General features: G+C 65.5%; 13 protein-coding genes. 6 read left to right on the top strand and 7 right to left on the bottom strand.

Annotated features, from left to right (window positions below; all coding sequences use genetic code 11):
• Positions 1 to 27 precede the first annotated feature (27 nt).
• Together EEB18_RS05890 and EEB18_RS05885 are read left to right on the top strand one after the other, a co-directional pair.
• On the top strand, positions 28 to 3,198 hold the full coding sequence (locus EEB18_RS05890; RefSeq protein ID WP_187141637.1) for an efflux RND transporter permease subunit: 3,171 nt from the start codon (positions 28 to 30) through the stop codon (positions 3,196 to 3,198).
• Between the two features lie 181 nt (positions 3,199 to 3,379).
• Entirely contained in the window at positions 3,380 to 4,564 is a 1,185-nt protein-coding gene (locus EEB18_RS05885) for a DUF445 domain-containing protein (protein ID WP_235535555.1), read from the top strand.
• A gap of 30 nt (positions 4,565 to 4,594) precedes the next feature.
• Here EEB18_RS05885 and EEB18_RS05880 read toward each other — a convergent pair whose 3' ends face one another.
• On the bottom strand, positions 4,595 to 5,386 hold the full coding sequence (locus tag EEB18_RS05880) for an SDR family NAD(P)-dependent oxidoreductase (protein WP_187141636.1): 792 nt from the start codon (positions 5,384 to 5,386) through the stop codon (positions 4,595 to 4,597).
• Positions 5,387 to 5,434: 48 nt separating this feature from the next.
• Here EEB18_RS05880 and pepN point away from each other — a divergent pair, with 48 nt between their 5' ends.
• Positions 5,435 to 8,029, top strand: a complete 2,595-nt coding sequence (pepN, locus tag EEB18_RS05875) for an aminopeptidase N (RefSeq protein WP_187141635.1) — start codon at positions 5,435 to 5,437, stop codon at positions 8,027 to 8,029.
• A 220-nt stretch (positions 8,030 to 8,249) separates the two neighbouring features.
• Here pepN and EEB18_RS05870 read toward each other — a convergent pair whose 3' ends face one another.
• Positions 8,250 to 8,570 carry a DMT family transporter gene (locus EEB18_RS05870; RefSeq protein WP_187141634.1) on the bottom strand — a complete coding sequence of 107 codons (321 nt, stop codon included), beginning with the start codon at positions 8,568 to 8,570 and terminating at the stop codon, positions 8,250 to 8,252.
• Positions 8,571 to 8,894: 324 nt separating this feature from the next.
• Here EEB18_RS05870 and EEB18_RS05865 point away from each other — a divergent pair, with 324 nt between their 5' ends.
• Both EEB18_RS05865 and EEB18_RS05860 read left to right on the top strand, forming a co-directional pair.
• Positions 8,895 to 9,431 (top strand): hypothetical protein, encoded by a 537-nt coding sequence (locus EEB18_RS05865; RefSeq protein WP_187141633.1) that lies wholly within the window; start codon positions 8,895 to 8,897, stop codon positions 9,429 to 9,431.
• Positions 9,431 to 10,234 carry a hypothetical protein gene (locus EEB18_RS05860; protein ID WP_187141632.1) on the top strand — a complete coding sequence of 268 codons (804 nt, stop codon included), beginning with the start codon at positions 9,431 to 9,433 and terminating at the stop codon, positions 10,232 to 10,234. The genes EEB18_RS05865 and EEB18_RS05860 overlap by 1 nt, the downstream gene beginning before the upstream one ends.
• 17 nt (positions 10,235 to 10,251) lie before the next feature.
• Here the strand turns inward: EEB18_RS05860 and EEB18_RS05855 are convergent, their stop codons facing one another.
• From EEB18_RS05855 to EEB18_RS05840, 4 genes are read right to left on the bottom strand one after another with little or no spacing between them, the layout of a single operon-like run.
• The gene (locus tag EEB18_RS05855) at positions 10,252 to 10,851 is read right to left on the bottom strand and encodes an ABC-type transport auxiliary lipoprotein family protein (protein WP_187141631.1); all 600 of its coding nucleotides are present in this window, start codon (positions 10,849 to 10,851) and stop codon (positions 10,252 to 10,254) included.
• A gap of 11 nt (positions 10,852 to 10,862) precedes the next feature.
• Entirely contained in the window at positions 10,863 to 11,804 is a 942-nt protein-coding gene (locus EEB18_RS05850; RefSeq protein WP_187141630.1) for an MlaD family protein, read from the bottom strand.
• A 9-nt stretch (positions 11,805 to 11,813) separates the two neighbouring features.
• Entirely contained in the window at positions 11,814 to 12,671 is an 858-nt protein-coding gene (locus EEB18_RS05845; RefSeq protein ID WP_056343129.1) for an ABC transporter ATP-binding protein, read from the bottom strand.
• Positions 12,671 to 13,777, bottom strand: coding sequence for an ABC transporter permease (locus tag EEB18_RS05840; RefSeq protein ID WP_056343126.1), 1,107 nt, complete (start codon positions 13,775 to 13,777; stop codon positions 12,671 to 12,673). Before EEB18_RS05840 ends, EEB18_RS05845 begins: the two co-directional genes overlap by 1 nt.
• 111 nt (positions 13,778 to 13,888) lie before the next feature.
• On the opposite strand from EEB18_RS05840, the gene EEB18_RS05835 reads away from it, so the two are divergent.
• On the top strand, positions 13,889 to 14,614 hold the full coding sequence (locus tag EEB18_RS05835; protein ID WP_262408139.1) for an HAD family hydrolase: 726 nt from the start codon (positions 13,889 to 13,891) through the stop codon (positions 14,612 to 14,614).
• A 106-nt stretch (positions 14,615 to 14,720) separates the two neighbouring features.
• On the opposite strand, the gene EEB18_RS05830 is transcribed toward EEB18_RS05835, so the two are convergent.
• On the bottom strand, positions 14,721 to 16,046 hold the full coding sequence (locus EEB18_RS05830; RefSeq protein WP_187141629.1) for a cystathionine gamma-synthase family protein: 1,326 nt from the start codon (positions 16,044 to 16,046) through the stop codon (positions 14,721 to 14,723).
• Positions 16,047 to 16,096: the final 50 nt, after the last annotated feature.

Here is a 16,096-nt window from a genome sequence, read left to right as displayed (position 1 = left end):
CCGGTTGCCAGAGAGGCTGATAAGAGCATGAATTTCCGCAATATCTCGGCCTGGAGCATTCGCAACCCGGTCCCCCCGATCGTGCTGTTCGTGCTGTTGCTGCTCGCGGGTCTGGTCAGCTTCAACCGGATGGACGTCAACGACAATCCGGACATCGAATTCCCGGCCGTCCAAGTCATCGTCGTGCAGCCGGGCGCAGCACCGACCGAACTCGAGACGCAGGTCACGCAGCGGGTCGAAGCGGCGGTGCGCGGGGTTAGCGGGGTCGACGAAATGTCGTCCTATGTCTCCGAGGGCAACAGCCGGACGATGGTCCAGTTCGCGATCGGGACGCCGATCGATCGCGCCTATAACGACGTCAACCAGGCGATCTCGCAGATCCGGAGCGACCTGCCCGACGGCATTCTCGAACCGCAGGTCGTGCGTGTCGACATCGCCGGCGGCCCGATCACCTATTTCGCGGTCGAGGCGACCGACATGACGCTCGAACAGCTGTCGTGGTTCGTCGACAACACCGTGGCCAAGGACTTGCTGTCGATCCCGGGGATGAGCCAGGTGCGCCGCTCGGGCGGCGTCGATCGCGAAATCCGTGTCATCCTCGATCCCGCGCGGATGCAGAGCTATGGCGTGACGGCGAGCCAGATCAACCAGCAGTTGCGCCAGGTCAACGTCAATGCCGCGGGCGGCCGTACCGAGATCGCGGGATCCGAACAGGCGGTACGCGTGCTCGGCAACGCCGGGTCGGCGAACCAACTCGGCGACTATCAGCTGTCGCTCGGCAACGGTCGGACGATCCGGCTCAGCGACGTTGCGACCGTCAGCGACGGCTATGCCGAACAGCGCAATCTGGCGAAGATCGAGGGACGGCAGGTGCTGTCCTTCGCGATCGAAAAGGCCAAGGGCGCGTCGGACGTCACCGTCCATGACGAGACGATGAAGAAGCTCGACGAGATCAAGAAGAACAACCCCAAGGTCAATTTCAAGATTCTCTTCACGCGCACCGAATATACCAAGGAGCAGTATCGCAGCTCGATGCTCGCGATGATCGAGGGCGCGGTGCTCGCCGTCGTCGTGGTGTTCCTGTTCCTGCGCGACTGGCGCGCGACGCTGATTTCGGCGCTCGCGATCCCGCTGTCGGCGATCCCGACCTTCTGGTTCATGGACATGATGGGCTTTTCGCTGAACAGCCTGTCGCTGCTCGCGCTCAGCCTCGTCGCCGGGGTGCTCGTCGACGACGCGATCGTCGAGATCGAGAATATCGTCCGGCATATGCGAATGGGCAAGACCGCCTATCAGGCGTCGATCGACGCCGCCGACGAAATCGGTCTCGCGGTGGTCGCGACGACGATGTCGATCGTGGCGGTGTTCCTGCCGGTTGCACTGATGCCGGGCATTTCGGGACAGTTCTTCATCCAGTTCGGCATGACTGTCGTCTTTGCCGTGCTGATGAGCCTCGCGGTCGCGCGCATGATCACGCCGATGATCGCAGCCTATTTTCTGTCGGCGCAGGGCGAGCAGTCGCACGCCGAAGGGCCGATGCTCGACCGCTATGAAAAAATCCTTCGCTGGACGCTCGACGAGAGCAAGGCAAAGGCCTCGCGCGACCGGGTGCGGGCACGCGGCGGACGCGGCATCGGCCGGCGTATCTTTCTCGACCATCGCGTGTGGATCGTCGGGATCGGCGTTGGTGCCTTCCTGCTGAGCATCGTTATCGGCCGCATGATCCCGATGCAGTTCCAGCCGACGATCAACAGCGATTACAGCCAGATCAGCTATGAATTGCCGCCGGGCTCGACGCTGGCGCAGAGCGAGACGATCTCGAACCAGATCAACGCGATCCTGTCGAAGGACAAGACGGTCGAGAATGCCTTCTATGACGTGGGTGTCGGCAGTGGCGGCGTGTACATCACGCTGAAGAAGGAGCGTCCGCAAAAGAGCGTCGAATGGGAACGCGCGCTACAACCCAAATTGTCGGCGATCCCCGATGCTCGCGTGCGTTTCCAGAGCCAGTCGGGCGGCTTTTCGGGCCGTGACATCACGATGGTCATCGGCGGCGACGATCCGGTCGCGCTCGAAAAACATGCACGCCAGATCGTGAACGAGATGGGCAAGCTTAAGGAACTGCGTGCGCCTCGGATCGAGGGCGACATTCCGCGCCCCGAGATCATCGTCAATCCGCGCATGGACCTTGCCGCCGATCTCGGCGTGACGACCGCCGCGCTGAGCCAGACGATCCGTATCGCGACGCTGGGCGATATCGACCAGAATGCGGCGAAATTCTCGCTTTCCGACCGCCAGATCCCGATCCGGGTGCTGCTGTCGGAGGAATCGCGGCGCAGCCTCGCGACGCTCGAAAACCTGCCCGTTCCGACGACGCGCGGGACCACGGTTCCGCTGAAATCGGTCGCCGAACTGAGCTTCGGCGCCGGTCCGACCGAACTCCGCCGCTATAACCAGACGCGTCGCGTTGTCATCGGTGCCGACTTGGCGCCGGGTCTGGTGACCGGCGAAGCGCAGAAGAAGATCGACGCGCTGCCGGGCGTCAAGACGATGCCGCAGGGCATTCGCAAGGTCGTGCAGGGCGATGCGAAATGGCAGGCTGAATTGCTCACCAACTTCGTGATCGCGGTGGTGTCGGGCCTGCTCCTCGTCTTTGCGACGCTCGTGCTGCTCTATCGCCGCTTCGTGTCGCCGCTCGTGAACATGTCGTCGCTGTTGCTGGCGCCGCTCGGCGGGCTGATCGGTCTGCTGGTCACCGGCATGGAAATCTCGATGCCGGTGTTCATCGGGCTGCTGATGCTGTTCGGGATTGTCGCCAAAAACTCGATCCTACTGGTCGATTTCGCGCTCGAAGAGATGGACAAGGGCATGCCCAAGCATGCGGCGCTGATCGAAGCTGGGCACAAACGTGCGCAGCCGATCGTGATGACCACGGTCGCGATGGTCGCGGGCATGGTGCCGACGGCGCTGTCGCTGTCGGGCGATGGCGCTTGGCGCGCGCCGATGGGCGTGGTGGTGATCGGCGGCCTGATCCTGTCGACGATGCTGACGTTGCTGATCGTGCCGGCGGGCTTCAGCCTCGCTGACAGCATCGAAAAGCGCCTGGGCCGATTCTTCTCGCGCAACCTGTTGACCTATAAGCCGGGCGACGACACCAAGCCGCACAGCATTCCTTCGGAACCGCACCCGGCGGAGTGACGCGAAAGCGCGCGGCGCGGCATCGGTTGCAACCTTTGCCGCGCTTCGCCATTGGATGGCCATGACGGACAGCGTTTCGCCGCAAATCGATACCGATCGCGCCCACCCCCCCCATATCAACCGGGGGGTGGGCGTTGCCGTTCCGACGGGCGGGCTCAACATCCGCGTCGTCGCGACCGGCATGCTCGTCGTGATGGCGATCGTTTTCGTCAGCGCCAAATATTTCCAGGACGTTCACCCTGCGGTGGGTTTCGTGCGCGCCTTTGCCGAGGCGGCGATGGTCGGCGGGCTGGCCGACTGGTTTGCGGTCACCGCGCTGTTCCGCCATCCGATGGGCATCCCGATCCCGCACACCGCGATCGTGCCGCGCAACAAGAACCGCATCGGCGACACGCTCGCGCGCTTCCTGCTCACCAATTTCCTGCTGCCGCGGCTGATCGCGCGCAAGATGCAGACGGTCGACATCGCGGGCGCGGTGGGCAAATTCCTGTCGCAACCGGGCGAAGGCGGCGGGCGGCTGAAACGCGGCGCGTCGCGGATCATCGCCGACGGCCTCGGCGCGCTCGACCAGCAGCGGCTGGGCGGCATGGTCAAATCGGCGATCGCCGACCGCTTACGCGAACTCGACGTCGCGCCGCTGCTGGGGCAGGCGCTGCAGGCGGCGCTGGCCGAGGGGCGGCATCAGCCGTTGCTCGACGCGATGGTCAAATGGGGGTCGAAGACGCTCGAACTCAACGACCATCTGATTCACCAGATGGTGCACGACAATTCGAATGCGATCGTGCGCTTCACCGGGCTCGACGAAAGCATTTCGAACCGCATCGTCGCGGGGCTGGGCAAGCTGCTCAGTGAAATGGCGGTCGAACCCGATCATCCGCTGCGCATCCGTGTCGAGGAAGGGCTCGCCAAGATGGCGCTCGACCTGCAGCACGATCCCGAAGTGCAGGCGAAGGTCGCGCGGGTCCGCGACGAACTGCTCGAGAACAAGGCGGTCAAGCGCTGGCTCGATGGTTTGTGGGAACAGGGCCGCGGCGCGCTGCTGAAAGCCGCGCGCGATCCCGACACCATGCTTGCCGGCAGGCTGGGCGAACTCGTCACCCAGTTCGGCGCGATGCTGGGCGAGGATGCCCATATCAAGCGTACGCTCAACCGCTATGCGCGGCGCGCGGTCGTCGGCGCGGTCGACAGCTATGGCGAGACCGCGCTGAAACTTGTGTCGGACACGATCCGCGGCTGGGATGCCAAGACGATCACCGACCGGCTGGAAAATGCGGTCGGCGACGACCTGCAATATATCCGCATCAACGGCACGCTGGTCGGCGGGCTGGTTGGGGTGCTGATCCACACGGTGGATGTGTTGATCTGACTCGTCGCCCCGCCTTCGCGGGGGCGACGGTTACAGACAGGCTGCCAACCCCTCTCGAAAGCTCGGATAGCGTGGAGTCCAGCCGAGCAGGCGTTTCGCCTTGCCGTTCGCGACGCGGCGGTTCTCAGCATAGAAGGCGCGCGCTGCGGGCGACAGGCCGGCTTCGTCGAGGGCCTGCAAAGGCGGCACCGGCGCGCCGAGCATCGCGCAGCCCCACTCGACGAGGCGGTTCTGGGGACAAGGTTCGTCATCGGCGAGGTTGTACACGCCCGGGGGGCCGCCGAACGACGCGATTACGCCGCTCGCGATGTCGTCGATATGGATACGGCTGAAGACCTGATCGGGCAGGGCGATGCGGTGCGCGCGGCCTTCGCCGATGCGGTCGAGGATGCTGCGCCCGGGGCCATAGATGCCGGGGAGGCGAAACACGCACATGTCGGCGCGCAACGCCTGCCAGGCCGCGTCTGCGGCGTTGCGGTCGGCGCGGCGGCCCTTGATCGGGGCGGTCTCATCGACCCACGCCCCGCCGGTGTCGCCATAGACGCCGGTCGATGAGAGATAGCCCGTCCATGTGGCGCCGGCGAGCGCGATCGCATCGCCATAATGGTCGAGCACCGGGTCGCGCCCGTCCGAGGGCGGAACCGACGACAGGATGTGCGTTGCCGGGCGCAGCGCGGCGAGCACCGCATCGCGGTCGCCGAACGCGAGCGTCCCGCCGCGACCATCGCGCGTCGTCCCGCTCACGTCCCAGCCGCGCGCCTCCAGCCGCCGCGCGAGGTGGCTTGCGGCATAGCCCATTCCAAAGATCAGCATCTGTCCCATCGCCGCGCCTTATTGCGCAGGCTGCGGCCCGCGCCTAGACCTGCCGGCATGACCGATGCCTCCTCGACGCCCGTCCTTCCCGTCACCATCCACCGCGGCGATTACCGACCGCCGGAATGGCAGGTCCCCGACGTCGCGCTCGATTTCGCATTGGGCATCGACGAGACCAAGGTGTCGGCCAGCCTGTCGATCGAGCGCCGTGCCGATACGCCGGTGCCGCTGACGCTGCGCGGCGACGCGATCACGCCGGTCGAGGTGCGCGTCGACGGCGCGGTGTGGAACGACTGGCGCATGCAGGGCCGCGACCTGATCGTCGATCTCGGCGACCGCATGGCGGCGACGGTCGAGGTCGACACGGTGATCGACCCGAGCGCCAACACCAATCTGATGGGCCTGTTCGCATCGAACGGCATGCTGTGCACGCAATGCGAGGCCGAGGGCTTTCGTCGCATTACCTTCCATCCCGACCGTCCCGACGTGATGAGCCGCTATCGCGTGCGCATGGCGGGCGACAAGACCGCCTTTCCGATCCTGCTGTCGAACGGCAATTGCGTCGAGCAGGGCGATGGTCCGGAGGGCACGCATTGGGTGTTGTGGGAAGACCCCTGGCCGAAACCCAGCTATCTCTTCGCGCTCGTCGCGGGCGACCTGGTGGTCAACCGCGACAGTTTCACCACCGTTTCGGGGCGCGAGGTCGAACTCGGCATCTGGGTGCGCGCGGGCGATGAGGGCCGCACCGGTCATGCGATGCAGGCGCTCAAGGACAGCATGGCGTGGGACGAGCGCGTCTATGGCCGCGAATATGACCTCGACCTGTTCAACATCGTCGCGGTCAGCGATTTCAACATGGGGGCGATGGAGAATAAGGGGCTCAACGTCTTTAACACCCGTTACATCCTCGCCGACGCCGATACCGCGACCGACCTCGACTATGACGGGGTGCAGGGGGTCGTCGCGCATGAATATTTCCACAACTGGTCGGGCAATCGCGTCACCTGCCGCGACTGGTTCCAGCTCAGCCTGAAGGAAGGCTTCACCGTCTTTCGCGACCAGAGCTTCTCGGCCGACATGGGATCGCCGCCGGTCAAGCGCATCGAGGATGTCCGCCTGCTCCGCGCCGCGCAATTCCCCGAGGATGCCGGACCGCTCGCGCACCCGATCCGTCCGGACAGCTTTCAGGAAATCTCGAATTTCTACACCGCGACCATCTATAACAAGGGCGCCGAGATCATCCGGATGATGGCGACTTTGCTCGGCCCCGAGCGGTTCCGCGCCGGCACCGACCTTTATTTCGAGCGCCACGACGGCGAGGCCGCGACCTGCGAGGATTTTGTGCGCGCGATGGAGGAGGGCGGCGATATCGACCTGTCGCTGTTCCGCCGCTGGTACGAACAGGCGGGAACGCCGCGGCTGACGCTTGCGCTGGCCGAGGCTGGCGGCGACTGGTTCCTCGACGTCGCGCAGACGGTGCCGCCGACGCCCGGCCAGCCCGACAAGCAGCCGATGATGATGCCGCTGCGCCTGGCGGCCTTCGCGATGGACGGCAGCGGGGCGGCGATGCCCGGTACTTTGGTGACGCTGACCGGGGCGAGCCAGCGCGTGCCGCTCGGCGCCTTCGCGGCGAGGCCGGCCTTGTCGGTCAACCGCGGTTTTTCTGCGCCGGTGATCGTCGATTATGTCCGCGCGCCGGGCGAACTGGCCTGGCTCGCGGCGCATGATGACGATCCCTTTGCACGCTATGAGGCGTTGCAGCAGTTGATGCTCGACACGCTGGTGGCGGCGGTGTCGGGCGAAACGGCCGACCATCAGGCGGTGATCGACGCGGTCGCGGGCACGCTCGCGGGCCGGGCGGACGATCCGGCCTTTGTCGCCGAGGCAGTGCTGCTGCCCAGCGAAGCCTTCGTCGGCGACCAGATGGTGACGGTCGATCCCGACGCGATCCGCCGCGAGCGCCTGGCGCTGCAGGCCGCGATCGGCCGCGCGCTCGAGGGCGAATGGCGCGCGATCCTCGCGGGCGCCGCGCCGCCCGCGACCGACCTGTCGCCCAAGGCGAAGGGCGGCCGCCGCCTGCGCGGCGTCGCGATCGCCTATCTTGCCGCGACCGGCATCGCCGATGTGCCGGCGCTGGTGTTCGGCATCTTCTCGAACGCTGACGGCATGACCGAGCGGCAGGCGGCGCTCGCGACGCTGGCGCATGGCGACAGCGACGAGCGGACGCACGCGCTCGACATCTTCTACCAGCGCTATCGCGACAATCCGCTGGTGCTCGACAAATGGTTTCAGGTGCAGGCCTGGTCGATGCGCTCCGACACGGTCGCGGCGGTGAAGGACCTCGCGGGGCACCCCGATTTCACGCTGGCGAACCCCAATCGCGTGCGCTCGCTCTATGGCGCGCTGACCGGAAACCAGACGGCGTTCCACCAGGCCGACGGTGCGGGCTATAAACTGATCGCCGATCTGGTGATCGCGCTCGATCCGAAGAACCCGCAAACCGCGGCCCGCATGATCCCGCCGCTGGGGCGCTGGAAGCGCTTCGACGATCAGCGCGCGGCGATGATGAAGGCGGAGTTGGAGCGGATATTGGCGCAGCCGGGGCTGTCGCGCGATACCACCGAGCAGGCGAGCAAGAGTTTGATGGGGTGACGGCTGTTTTGGGGCGGGGAGCGGGCGTTCTTTAAATCCTCCCTGTCGCGCAGCGATGGGGAGGTGGCAGCGGCAAAGCCGCTGACGGAGGGGCCGACGCCGTCAGGCGTCGCGCTACCTTTCGGCCCCTCCACCACGCCCTTCGGGTGCGGTCCCCCTCCCCATGGCTCCGCCACAGGGAGGATATTTACGTCCGCTCCCGCCAGAAAATGGACCTGCGTCAGTTCGCCGCAAAAAGCTTCGTTCCGGCGACGCCGATCACGATCAGCGCCATGAAGCCGATCTGTACCGCGCTGATGCGTTCGTCGAACAATATGATGCCGCCGATGATCACCCCGACCGCGCCGAGGCCGGTCCAGATGGCATAAGCGGTCCCGGCCGAAATGCCGCGCATCGCAAACGCCAGCAGCGCCATGTTCAAAAAGCTGAGCGAGATGGGGACGATGGAGGCTTGCCACGATCCGATCGTCGCAGCCCATTTGAGGCTGAGCGCCCAGCAGATTTCTGTAAAAACGGCGATCATCAGGATGATCCACGCCATATATGGTCCTTTCGAGTCAGCGGGCTCGAAAGGAAAGGGCGCAGCCGGAAACCCGGAAGAGGCTGCGCGTATCGTTGGGTGTATTGTGCGGGTGCTATAGGACGGTTAGAGTGAAAGGCAACCGGGGCGCATATGAGGTTCGCAGCCATTGGGCTCGCCGCGCGATGTCGCTCATATAGCCGTCGTCCTCTCAAAGACGAGACTGGCTCCTGACCAAGCATGAGGGGCAATCGATATTCAACCCTGGTCCATTTACCGGCTTTACGCTTGACCGCTGTCCGACGTCGCTGCAGACATCCGCAACCGGGGAGTTGAGGGCTGTTTGTGATCAAACTTTTTGGGACGCTCGTGATGAGCGCAACCGCGTTGATCTTTACCTGTGACGCGGGCGCACAGGAAGCGTCGACGGCTTCGGAGCGCCTGCCCGACCTCAATGTGCCCGAGAAGCAGTGGGGGGATGATCGCAAGTATGTCATCCTTCACAAGGCCGGGGTCAACGTAGCAGAGGCTGAGACAGATTTCGGGTTTTGCTGGCGTTTCCTGCCGCATGGGGTGCAGCGGCGCGCGCCGAGCTTCGTTCCTTGGCGACAGGGGGTGGTCACGCGTCCGGTTTCCTACGACGTCGGCACCTATGGGTTGGTGGGCGCGGCGATTGGCGCGATCATTCAAGGGCCTCTGGAGCGCAGCATCCGCCAATCGCGCCTCTACGCCTGTATGCTGCCGCGCGGCTATGTGCGCTATCGGACCTCTGAAGAGGTCTGGGGCTACCTGAACGATGATGCGGACCCGCAGAAATCGATCCGGTTGCAGGCGCGGATCGCCGCCGGACCGGTGCCGCCAACCGCCAGGATGGAACCTTGATGAAGAGGCTCAAGCGATATGTCGCCATCGCGGCGTGGCTGTCGCTGGCGTCGGGCGTTGCGCAAGCGAAGGTCGATCCGGGCGTCCGCTTTATCAATGCTGACGAGCCCGTGGTCATAGCGCAGGACAAAGCGCTGGCGGTGCTTAGGATCCAGTCGCCATGGTCGATGATGTCCGCTTTTCTGATGCGCATCCCTTCGGCCGAGGAACTGAGCGCGTATGAGACGGCAAAGCGCGGAGCCTATGACAAAGCGGGCAAAAAGGCCGGTGCCTACGAGAGCTTCGTCTTCGATTATCAAGGTGTGGCCAACTTCTACGAGTTTCCGGTCAAGAAGGCGATGATGCGCGGCGCCGTGGCGCTGGTGGTCGCGGAGTTGCCGCCGGGCGATTACATCCTCTACGGTGAGGGTTACTCCGGCTTTCTATACGAGTGTATGTGTTTCGGCACGGTGGGCTTCTCCTTGCGCGCGGGACAGGCGACCGACCTCGGAACCTTCCTGGTCGACAAGGCGTGGGAGCAATCCGCGGTTCCCGAACTGACCGAGGTGTCCGGTCTCGGTCGAATAGGGCGAATGGACTATGGCCTGTTCGCGGTAGGCCTGCGCCCGGTCCGACCCGGCGACATCGCCGTGCCGGGACTCGATGCGGCGAAGATCGCGCCGGCACGGTTTCATGCTATCGGGCCATTTATCGAGACCAATACGCTGCTGGCTACGAGGCTGGCGCCGGTGGAGGGCGTGCTGAGATATGATGGCGGGAGGGTGATCGACATTGCCAGTGGCGAGGAGGCACCGCCAAACTAGGCTGCCGACGCGCGTTTTTACGCCCCCAGCCACCCCGCGACATCGACCGCGACCTTGTTCGCCGCCCTCTGCAGCGCTTCGCCCACCGGCTTCGCTTCGACCACGCCGCCGAGGTTTTCGCGCGCTTCGAAACGGCGCTGGGTCACGCTCTTGCCGCCGGCGGCGACGAGCATCGCCTGATAGACCACCACCGCCTCGCCGGTGCGGGCGTCGACGCCGAATTCCATCAACTGGCCCGCGAGTTGTTCGCCCGGCGCCGTCAGATATTGGCCTTCGTCGAGCACGACGCGACCCGAGCGGGCGGCGACGGTTTCGCTGATCAGGCGCTGGAACAGGCGCTGCGGCGCCTCGACCCATTGCGCATCCTTGACATAGGCGACGCTGGCGCCGTCCTGCTGCACCGGGATGCGCTGGGTGCGCAGTTTCTGCGGCGCGGTGGGGATAAGGATCGTCAGCGTCGCGGCTTCGCCCGCCGTGCGCGCGGCGCCCGCGGGCGGGGCGGCGTCGGCGTCGAGGGTGAGCAGGAAGGGCGGCGGCTTGGCGCCGAAGCTGACACAGGCGGACAGCGTCGCGGCGCCGAGAAGCAGGAGCAATGGGGTACGGAGGCGGCGGGTCATGCGGAAAATCCTCATTGCTTGTAGTCGGGCAGCTTGCTGCCGCTGATGACGGCGCCCGCGCCCTGCTGGTCGAGCTTGTCGGTGAGGCTGGAGAGCGAGGCCGAGGTGCGGCGCAGGTCGCGGATCAGCGCGTTCGCCTCGGGGATCGTCGTCTCGCTGAAGGTCTTGAGCCCCGGTCGAGCATCGGCGATCGCGCCTTCGAGTGTCTGCATCGACGTATTCGCCGACCGGAGCGTGTCGGCGAGATTCTTCATCGCAGGATCGACATTGCGGTCGATCGTGCCCTGCGCCGACGCGGCGAGATTGCCGATCTGTTCGGCGGCGACCCCGGTCTGCTGGATCGCGATGCGCGTGTCGGCGAGCGCGCGTTCGATCGCCGGACCGTTGCGTGCGAGGATCGCGGTCGATTGCTCGACATTGGCGAGGATGCCGGCGAAGCTTTCCTGATTGCGGTCGTCGGCAAGCTCGGCGAGGCGTTCGGTGAGCGTCGACAGGCGCTGGAGCAATTGCGGTGCGGTATTGAGCAGTTCGCCAAGGCCGCCGACGCGGTTGGGGATGACGGGCTTGCCGTCGGGCCCCTTGTCGGTGATCGGCGGCGCGCCCTTGACCCCGCCGGCGAGCGAAATCTGCGATACGCCGGTGAAGCCGACGCCTTCCAGTGCCGCGGTGGTACCCTGTACGATCGGGACGCCCTCGTTCACTTCGATGCGGACGCGGACGAATTGCGGGTCGTCGGGAAGCAGCGCGATCCGGGTGACCTGGCCGACCGGGACGCCCGAATATTGCACCTGTGCGCCCTTGTTCAGCCCATCGACCGACTGTTTGAAATAAATGTCATATTCGCGCTTGTCGCCGCCGCTGTCGTTGGCGAGCCAGACGACGAAAAAGGCGAGCGCCGCGGTAAAGAGAAGGACGAAGGCGCCGACGAGGACGTTGTTCGAGCGAGTTTCCATCAGCTGTTCCTATCGCCGCTGCGCGGTTTGGTTCCCGCTTGCCGCAGCCCGGCCGCGCGGTCCGTTGAAATAATCCTGTATCCATGGATGCTCGGTGGCAAGCAGTTCCGGGATGGTCCCGATCGCGATCACCTTCTTCTCGGCGAGCACCGCGACGCGGTCGCAGGTCGCATAGAGCGAGTCGAGATCGTGGGTGATCAGGAAAACGGTGAGCCCCATCGTGTCGGCAAGCTCGCGGATCAGCTCGTCGAACTTGGCGGCGCCGATCGGGTCGAGGCCGGCGGTCGGCTCGTCGAGGAAGAGCAGCGCAGGGTCGAGCGCCAGCGCGCGGGCGAGGCCGGCGCGCTTGACCATGCCGCCGGAAAGCTCGGCGGGATATTTGGGCCCCGCGTCGGGGGGCAGGCCGACCATCGCGACCTTGTAGGCGGCGATCTCGTCGAGCAGTTTCTGGTCGAGGCGCGGATAATATTCGCGCAGGGGGACCTGGATATTTTCGGCGACGCTGAGCGTCGAGAACAGCGCCCCGCCCTGGAACATCACGCCCCAGCGGCGGCGGAGATCGCGCGATTCCTCTTCGTCGGCGATCGTGTCGAGCGACTTGCCATAGACCTCGATCTCGCCCGCGTCGGGGGTCTGCAGCCCGATGATCGAGCGCATCAGCACCGACTTGCCGGTGCCCGAACCGCCGACCACGCCGAGGATCTCGCCCGACCGGACGTCGAGGTCGAGATGGTCGTGGATCACCGCGTCGCCGAACTTGTTGACCAGCCCGCGCACGCAGATCGCGCGGTCGAACTGTTCGGGGCGCACCGCGTCGGCGGCGGCGATTTCCTCGCGGACTTGCTGTTCTTCGGCTTCGTCGGCCATCAGTTCCATCCGATCGATGAGAAGAAGACCGCGAAAAAGGCGTCGAGCACGATGACGAGGAAGATCGCGGCAACGACCGCGGAGGTGGTGCGTTGGCCGACCTCCTCGGCATTCTGGCGCACCTGCATGCCCTCGTAACAGCCGGTGACGCCGATCAGCACCCCGAACACCGGCGCCTTGATCAGCATCGCCCAGAAATCGGTCATCGGGATGATGTCGCGGAGCAGCTGGATGTAGGTGAGCGGCGGGATTTCCAGCCCGATCCAGCAAAAGACGCCGCCGCCGATGATCGCGCAGATGCTGGCATAGAAGCCGAGCAGCGGCATCAATATCGTCGCGGCGGCGACGCGCGGCAGCACGATCGCCTCCATCGGCGAGACGCCGATCGTGCGCATCGCGTCGATTTCCTCGGTCAGCTTCATCGTACCGATCTGCGCCGCGAAGGCGCTGCCCGAGCGGCCCGCGACCATGATCGCGGTCATCAACAGGCCGAGTTCGCGGATCGAGGCCCGGCCGACGAGGTTGATCGTGAACACCTCCAGCCCGAATTGCCGCAGCTGCACCGCGCCCTGTTGCGCGATGACGATGCCGATCAGAAAGGTCATCAGCCCGATGATGGGGAGGGCGTCGACGCCGACGGTCTGGAACCGCGTGACGATGGCGTTCCAGCGCAGGCGACGACGCGCCCGGATCTGGGTGCCGAGCGCCATGATCATCGCGCCGAAGAAGCCGATGATGCCGAGCAGTTCGCGCCATATCGCGCTGCTGGCGACGCCGAGCTGTTCGAGCATGCGTATCAACGGCGGACGGCGGTCGCGATGAACGCGATATTCGCTCTTGTCGCTGGCCAGCGCTTCGAGCAGCCGCTGGGCTTCCTCGCTGGCGCCGGTGACTGTCGCGCCATGGTCGCGCACGGTGCGGGTGACGATCCACGCGCCGACCGTGTCGATGCGTTCGATCGCGGAGAGGTCGAGCGAGGCGATCGGGCCGAGCGCATCGAGCCGCGCGGGCAGGTCGCCGAGCCGCGCGAGCGTCAGCCGCCCGGTGAAGCGGACCGCGACGCCGTCGGCGCCGTCGCTTTGTTCGAAGTCCGCCCTGGCCACCATCGTGCGACGACATTGTATTATTTGGCGAATAACGGCAAGCCATTCCACGGGTCGGTTCGTCGCGATCGGGTGGCCTTGGCCGCCGCGCCGCCGCGCGCTAAGGCGTTGCCCATGGATGATAATATCGTCGTGTCCGAACCAGCGCCCGCGCACCGTATCGCGATGTACGATATGGACCGCACGATCACGCGTGCGGGAACCTACAGCGGTTTCCTGATGCATGTGGTGCGCCGCCGCCAGCAATGGCGGATGTTGCTGACCCCGCTCGTCGGGCTGGCGGGCCTCGCCTATTCGCTGCGACTGATCGACCGGTCGCGGCTGAAGGCGATCAATCTGTGGTTGCTGGTGGGGCCGCGTTTCCGCCGCGACGAGATCGCGCCGCTCGCCGAAAGCTATGCCGACAAGGTGGTCGCGCGCGGATTGCACGGCGCGGCGCTCGCGCAGTTGGAGGCCGATCGTGCGGCGGGGTACCGCGTGTTGCTCGCGACCGCGTCCTTCCATCTTTATGTCGATGCGATCGCGAAGCGGCTGGGGATCGCCGACGTCCTCGCGACCCGCCTCGACGAGCCCGACGGGGCGGATCATGTCCACGCCCGGCTTGCGGGTGATAATTGTTATGGCGAGGCGAAGTTCGCGCGCATTTCGGACTGGATGGCGGCGAACGCGATCACGCGCGATGCCGCGCATATCCGCGCCTATTCGGACCATGTGTCCGACCATCCGATGCTGCGTTTCGCCGACGAAGCGGTGGCGACGACGCCGTCGCGTGGCCTGAAGAAGCTGGCGCCGACGATGGGGTGGTCGGTCGTCGATTGGCGGGCGGCGAAGCGGCGGTAATTCTCCCCTCCCGTTTACGGGAGGGGTCGGGGGAGGGTGTGTCTATCAAAGCTGCCCCGTCCGACAGGCCCTCCCCTAGCCCCTCCCGCAAGCGGGAGGGGGACTCTTAGACCGCGTCCAGCGCCTGCGCGAAATCGGCGATCAGGTCGTCGGCGTCCTCGATGCCGATCGAGATGCGGACCAGGTTGTCGGTGATGCCCATCAACGCCTTGCGCGCGTCGGGGACCGACAAATGCGTCATCGCGGCGGGGTGGCTGGCGAGTGTCTCGGTGCCGCCGAGGCTGACCGCGAGCTTGGCGATCTTGAGCGCGTCGAGGAAACGGAAACTCTCTTCCTCGCCGCCCTTGATGAACAGCGAGAAGGTCGAACCGGCGCCGGTGCAATGGCGGTCGAAGATGTCCTTCTGCGACCCTTCGGGCAGGAAACCGAGATAGCCGAGGCCGTCGACCTTGGGATGATCGCGCAGGAACGCGCAGACCTTTTCGGCATTTTCGCCGGCGCGGCTCATCCGTAGTTCGATCGTTTCGAGGCTGCGCAGCAGCATCCAGGCGGTGTTGGGGTCGCAGATCGTGCCGATGGTGTTGCGCATCATGCGGATCGGGCCGAGCCAGTGCTTCGAGCCGACCACCCCGCCCGCGACGAGGTCGCTATGGCCGCCGGCATATTTGGTGAGGCTATAGAGCGTGATGTCGGCGCCATGCGCGAGGGGTTTCGACCAGAGCGGGCCGAGGAACGTATTGTCGATCGCGATCGGCGGGCGGGCGCCTTCGGCGAAAGCGGCGTCGGTCGCGGCGCGCATCGCTTGGACGTCGACGAGCGCATTGGTCGGGTTCGCCGGGCTTTCGAGATAGACCATCGCGACCTTGCCGCCCTGCGCCTCGGCCATCTCCTTGGCGCGGATCAGGATCGCGTCCATCTCGGCGCGCGAAGCTTCGGCGGGGAAATCGACGTACGTCGCACCGAAGCGCGACAGGATGCGGCCGATCAGCGTTTCGGTCGCGGCATAAAGCGGGCCCGAATGGACTATGACGTCGTTCATGCTGACATGCGCGAGCAGCAGGGTCGCGATCGCCGACATGCCGCTGGAAAAGACGAGCGCATCCTCGGCCTTTTCCCAGATGCCGAGGCGCGCTTCGAGGATTTCCTGGTTCGGGCCGTTGAAGCGCGAATAGACGAGGCCGTCGGCGCCGCCGGGACGCTTGCCGGTGATCCCCTCGAAATGGCGCTTGCCCGCGGCAGCGCTTTCGAAGGCGAAGGTCGAGGTCAGGAAGATCGGCGGCTTCAGCGAGCCTTCGGACAGCGTCGGGTCATAGCCATAGCCCATCATCAGCGTCGTCGGAGACAGCGCGCGGCCGCCGATTTCGGTGACGTCCTTCTTGGGGGCGCGGCGCGGGGTGGTGCCGGTGAGGTCGGCGTTGTCGATGGGGGGCATAAGAAAGACTCCTGCGCAATATAGTTTCAAATGCCACTAACGCGCTTTTG

Origin of the sequence: Sphingopyxis sp. OPL5, from assembly GCF_003797775.2 — a bacterium.
Classification (GTDB): domain Bacteria; phylum Pseudomonadota; class Alphaproteobacteria; order Sphingomonadales; family Sphingomonadaceae; genus Sphingopyxis.
The sequence above is the reverse complement of the archived record's forward strand: the minus strand, read 5'-3'. Positions and strand labels throughout refer to the sequence as shown.

Coding starts and splice junctions, on each gene's coding strand:
- EEB18_RS05860 (WP_187141632.1), top strand. CDS start 9,431: ATGAAGAGGCTCAAGCGATATGTCGCCATCGCGGCGTGGCTGTCGCTG.
- EEB18_RS05885 (WP_235535555.1), top strand. CDS start 3,380: ATGCTCGTCGTGATGGCGATCGTTTTCGTCAGCGCCAAATATTTCCAG.
- EEB18_RS05880 (WP_187141636.1), bottom strand. CDS start 5,386: ATGGGACAGATGCTGATCTTTGGAATGGGCTATGCCGCAAGCCACCTC.
- EEB18_RS05845 (WP_056343129.1), bottom strand. CDS start 12,671: ATGGCCGACGAAGCCGAAGAACAGCAAGTCCGCGAGGAAATCGCCGCC.
- EEB18_RS05835 (WP_262408139.1), top strand. CDS start 13,889: ATGGATGATAATATCGTCGTGTCCGAACCAGCGCCCGCGCACCGTATC.
- EEB18_RS05840 (WP_056343126.1), bottom strand. CDS start 13,777: ATGGTGGCCAGGGCGGACTTCGAACAAAGCGACGGCGCCGACGGCGTC.
- EEB18_RS05855 (WP_187141631.1), bottom strand. CDS start 10,851: ATGACCCGCCGCCTCCGTACCCCATTGCTCCTGCTTCTCGGCGCCGCG.
- EEB18_RS05890 (WP_187141637.1), top strand. CDS start 28: ATGAATTTCCGCAATATCTCGGCCTGGAGCATTCGCAACCCGGTCCCC.
- EEB18_RS05830 (WP_187141629.1), bottom strand. CDS start 16,046: ATGCCCCCCATCGACAACGCCGACCTCACCGGCACCACCCCGCGCCGC.
- EEB18_RS05850 (WP_187141630.1), bottom strand. CDS start 11,804: ATGGAAACTCGCTCGAACAACGTCCTCGTCGGCGCCTTCGTCCTTCTC.
- EEB18_RS05870 (WP_187141634.1), bottom strand. CDS start 8,570: ATGGCGTGGATCATCCTGATGATCGCCGTTTTTACAGAAATCTGCTGG.
- pepN (WP_187141635.1), top strand. CDS start 5,435: ATGACCGATGCCTCCTCGACGCCCGTCCTTCCCGTCACCATCCACCGC.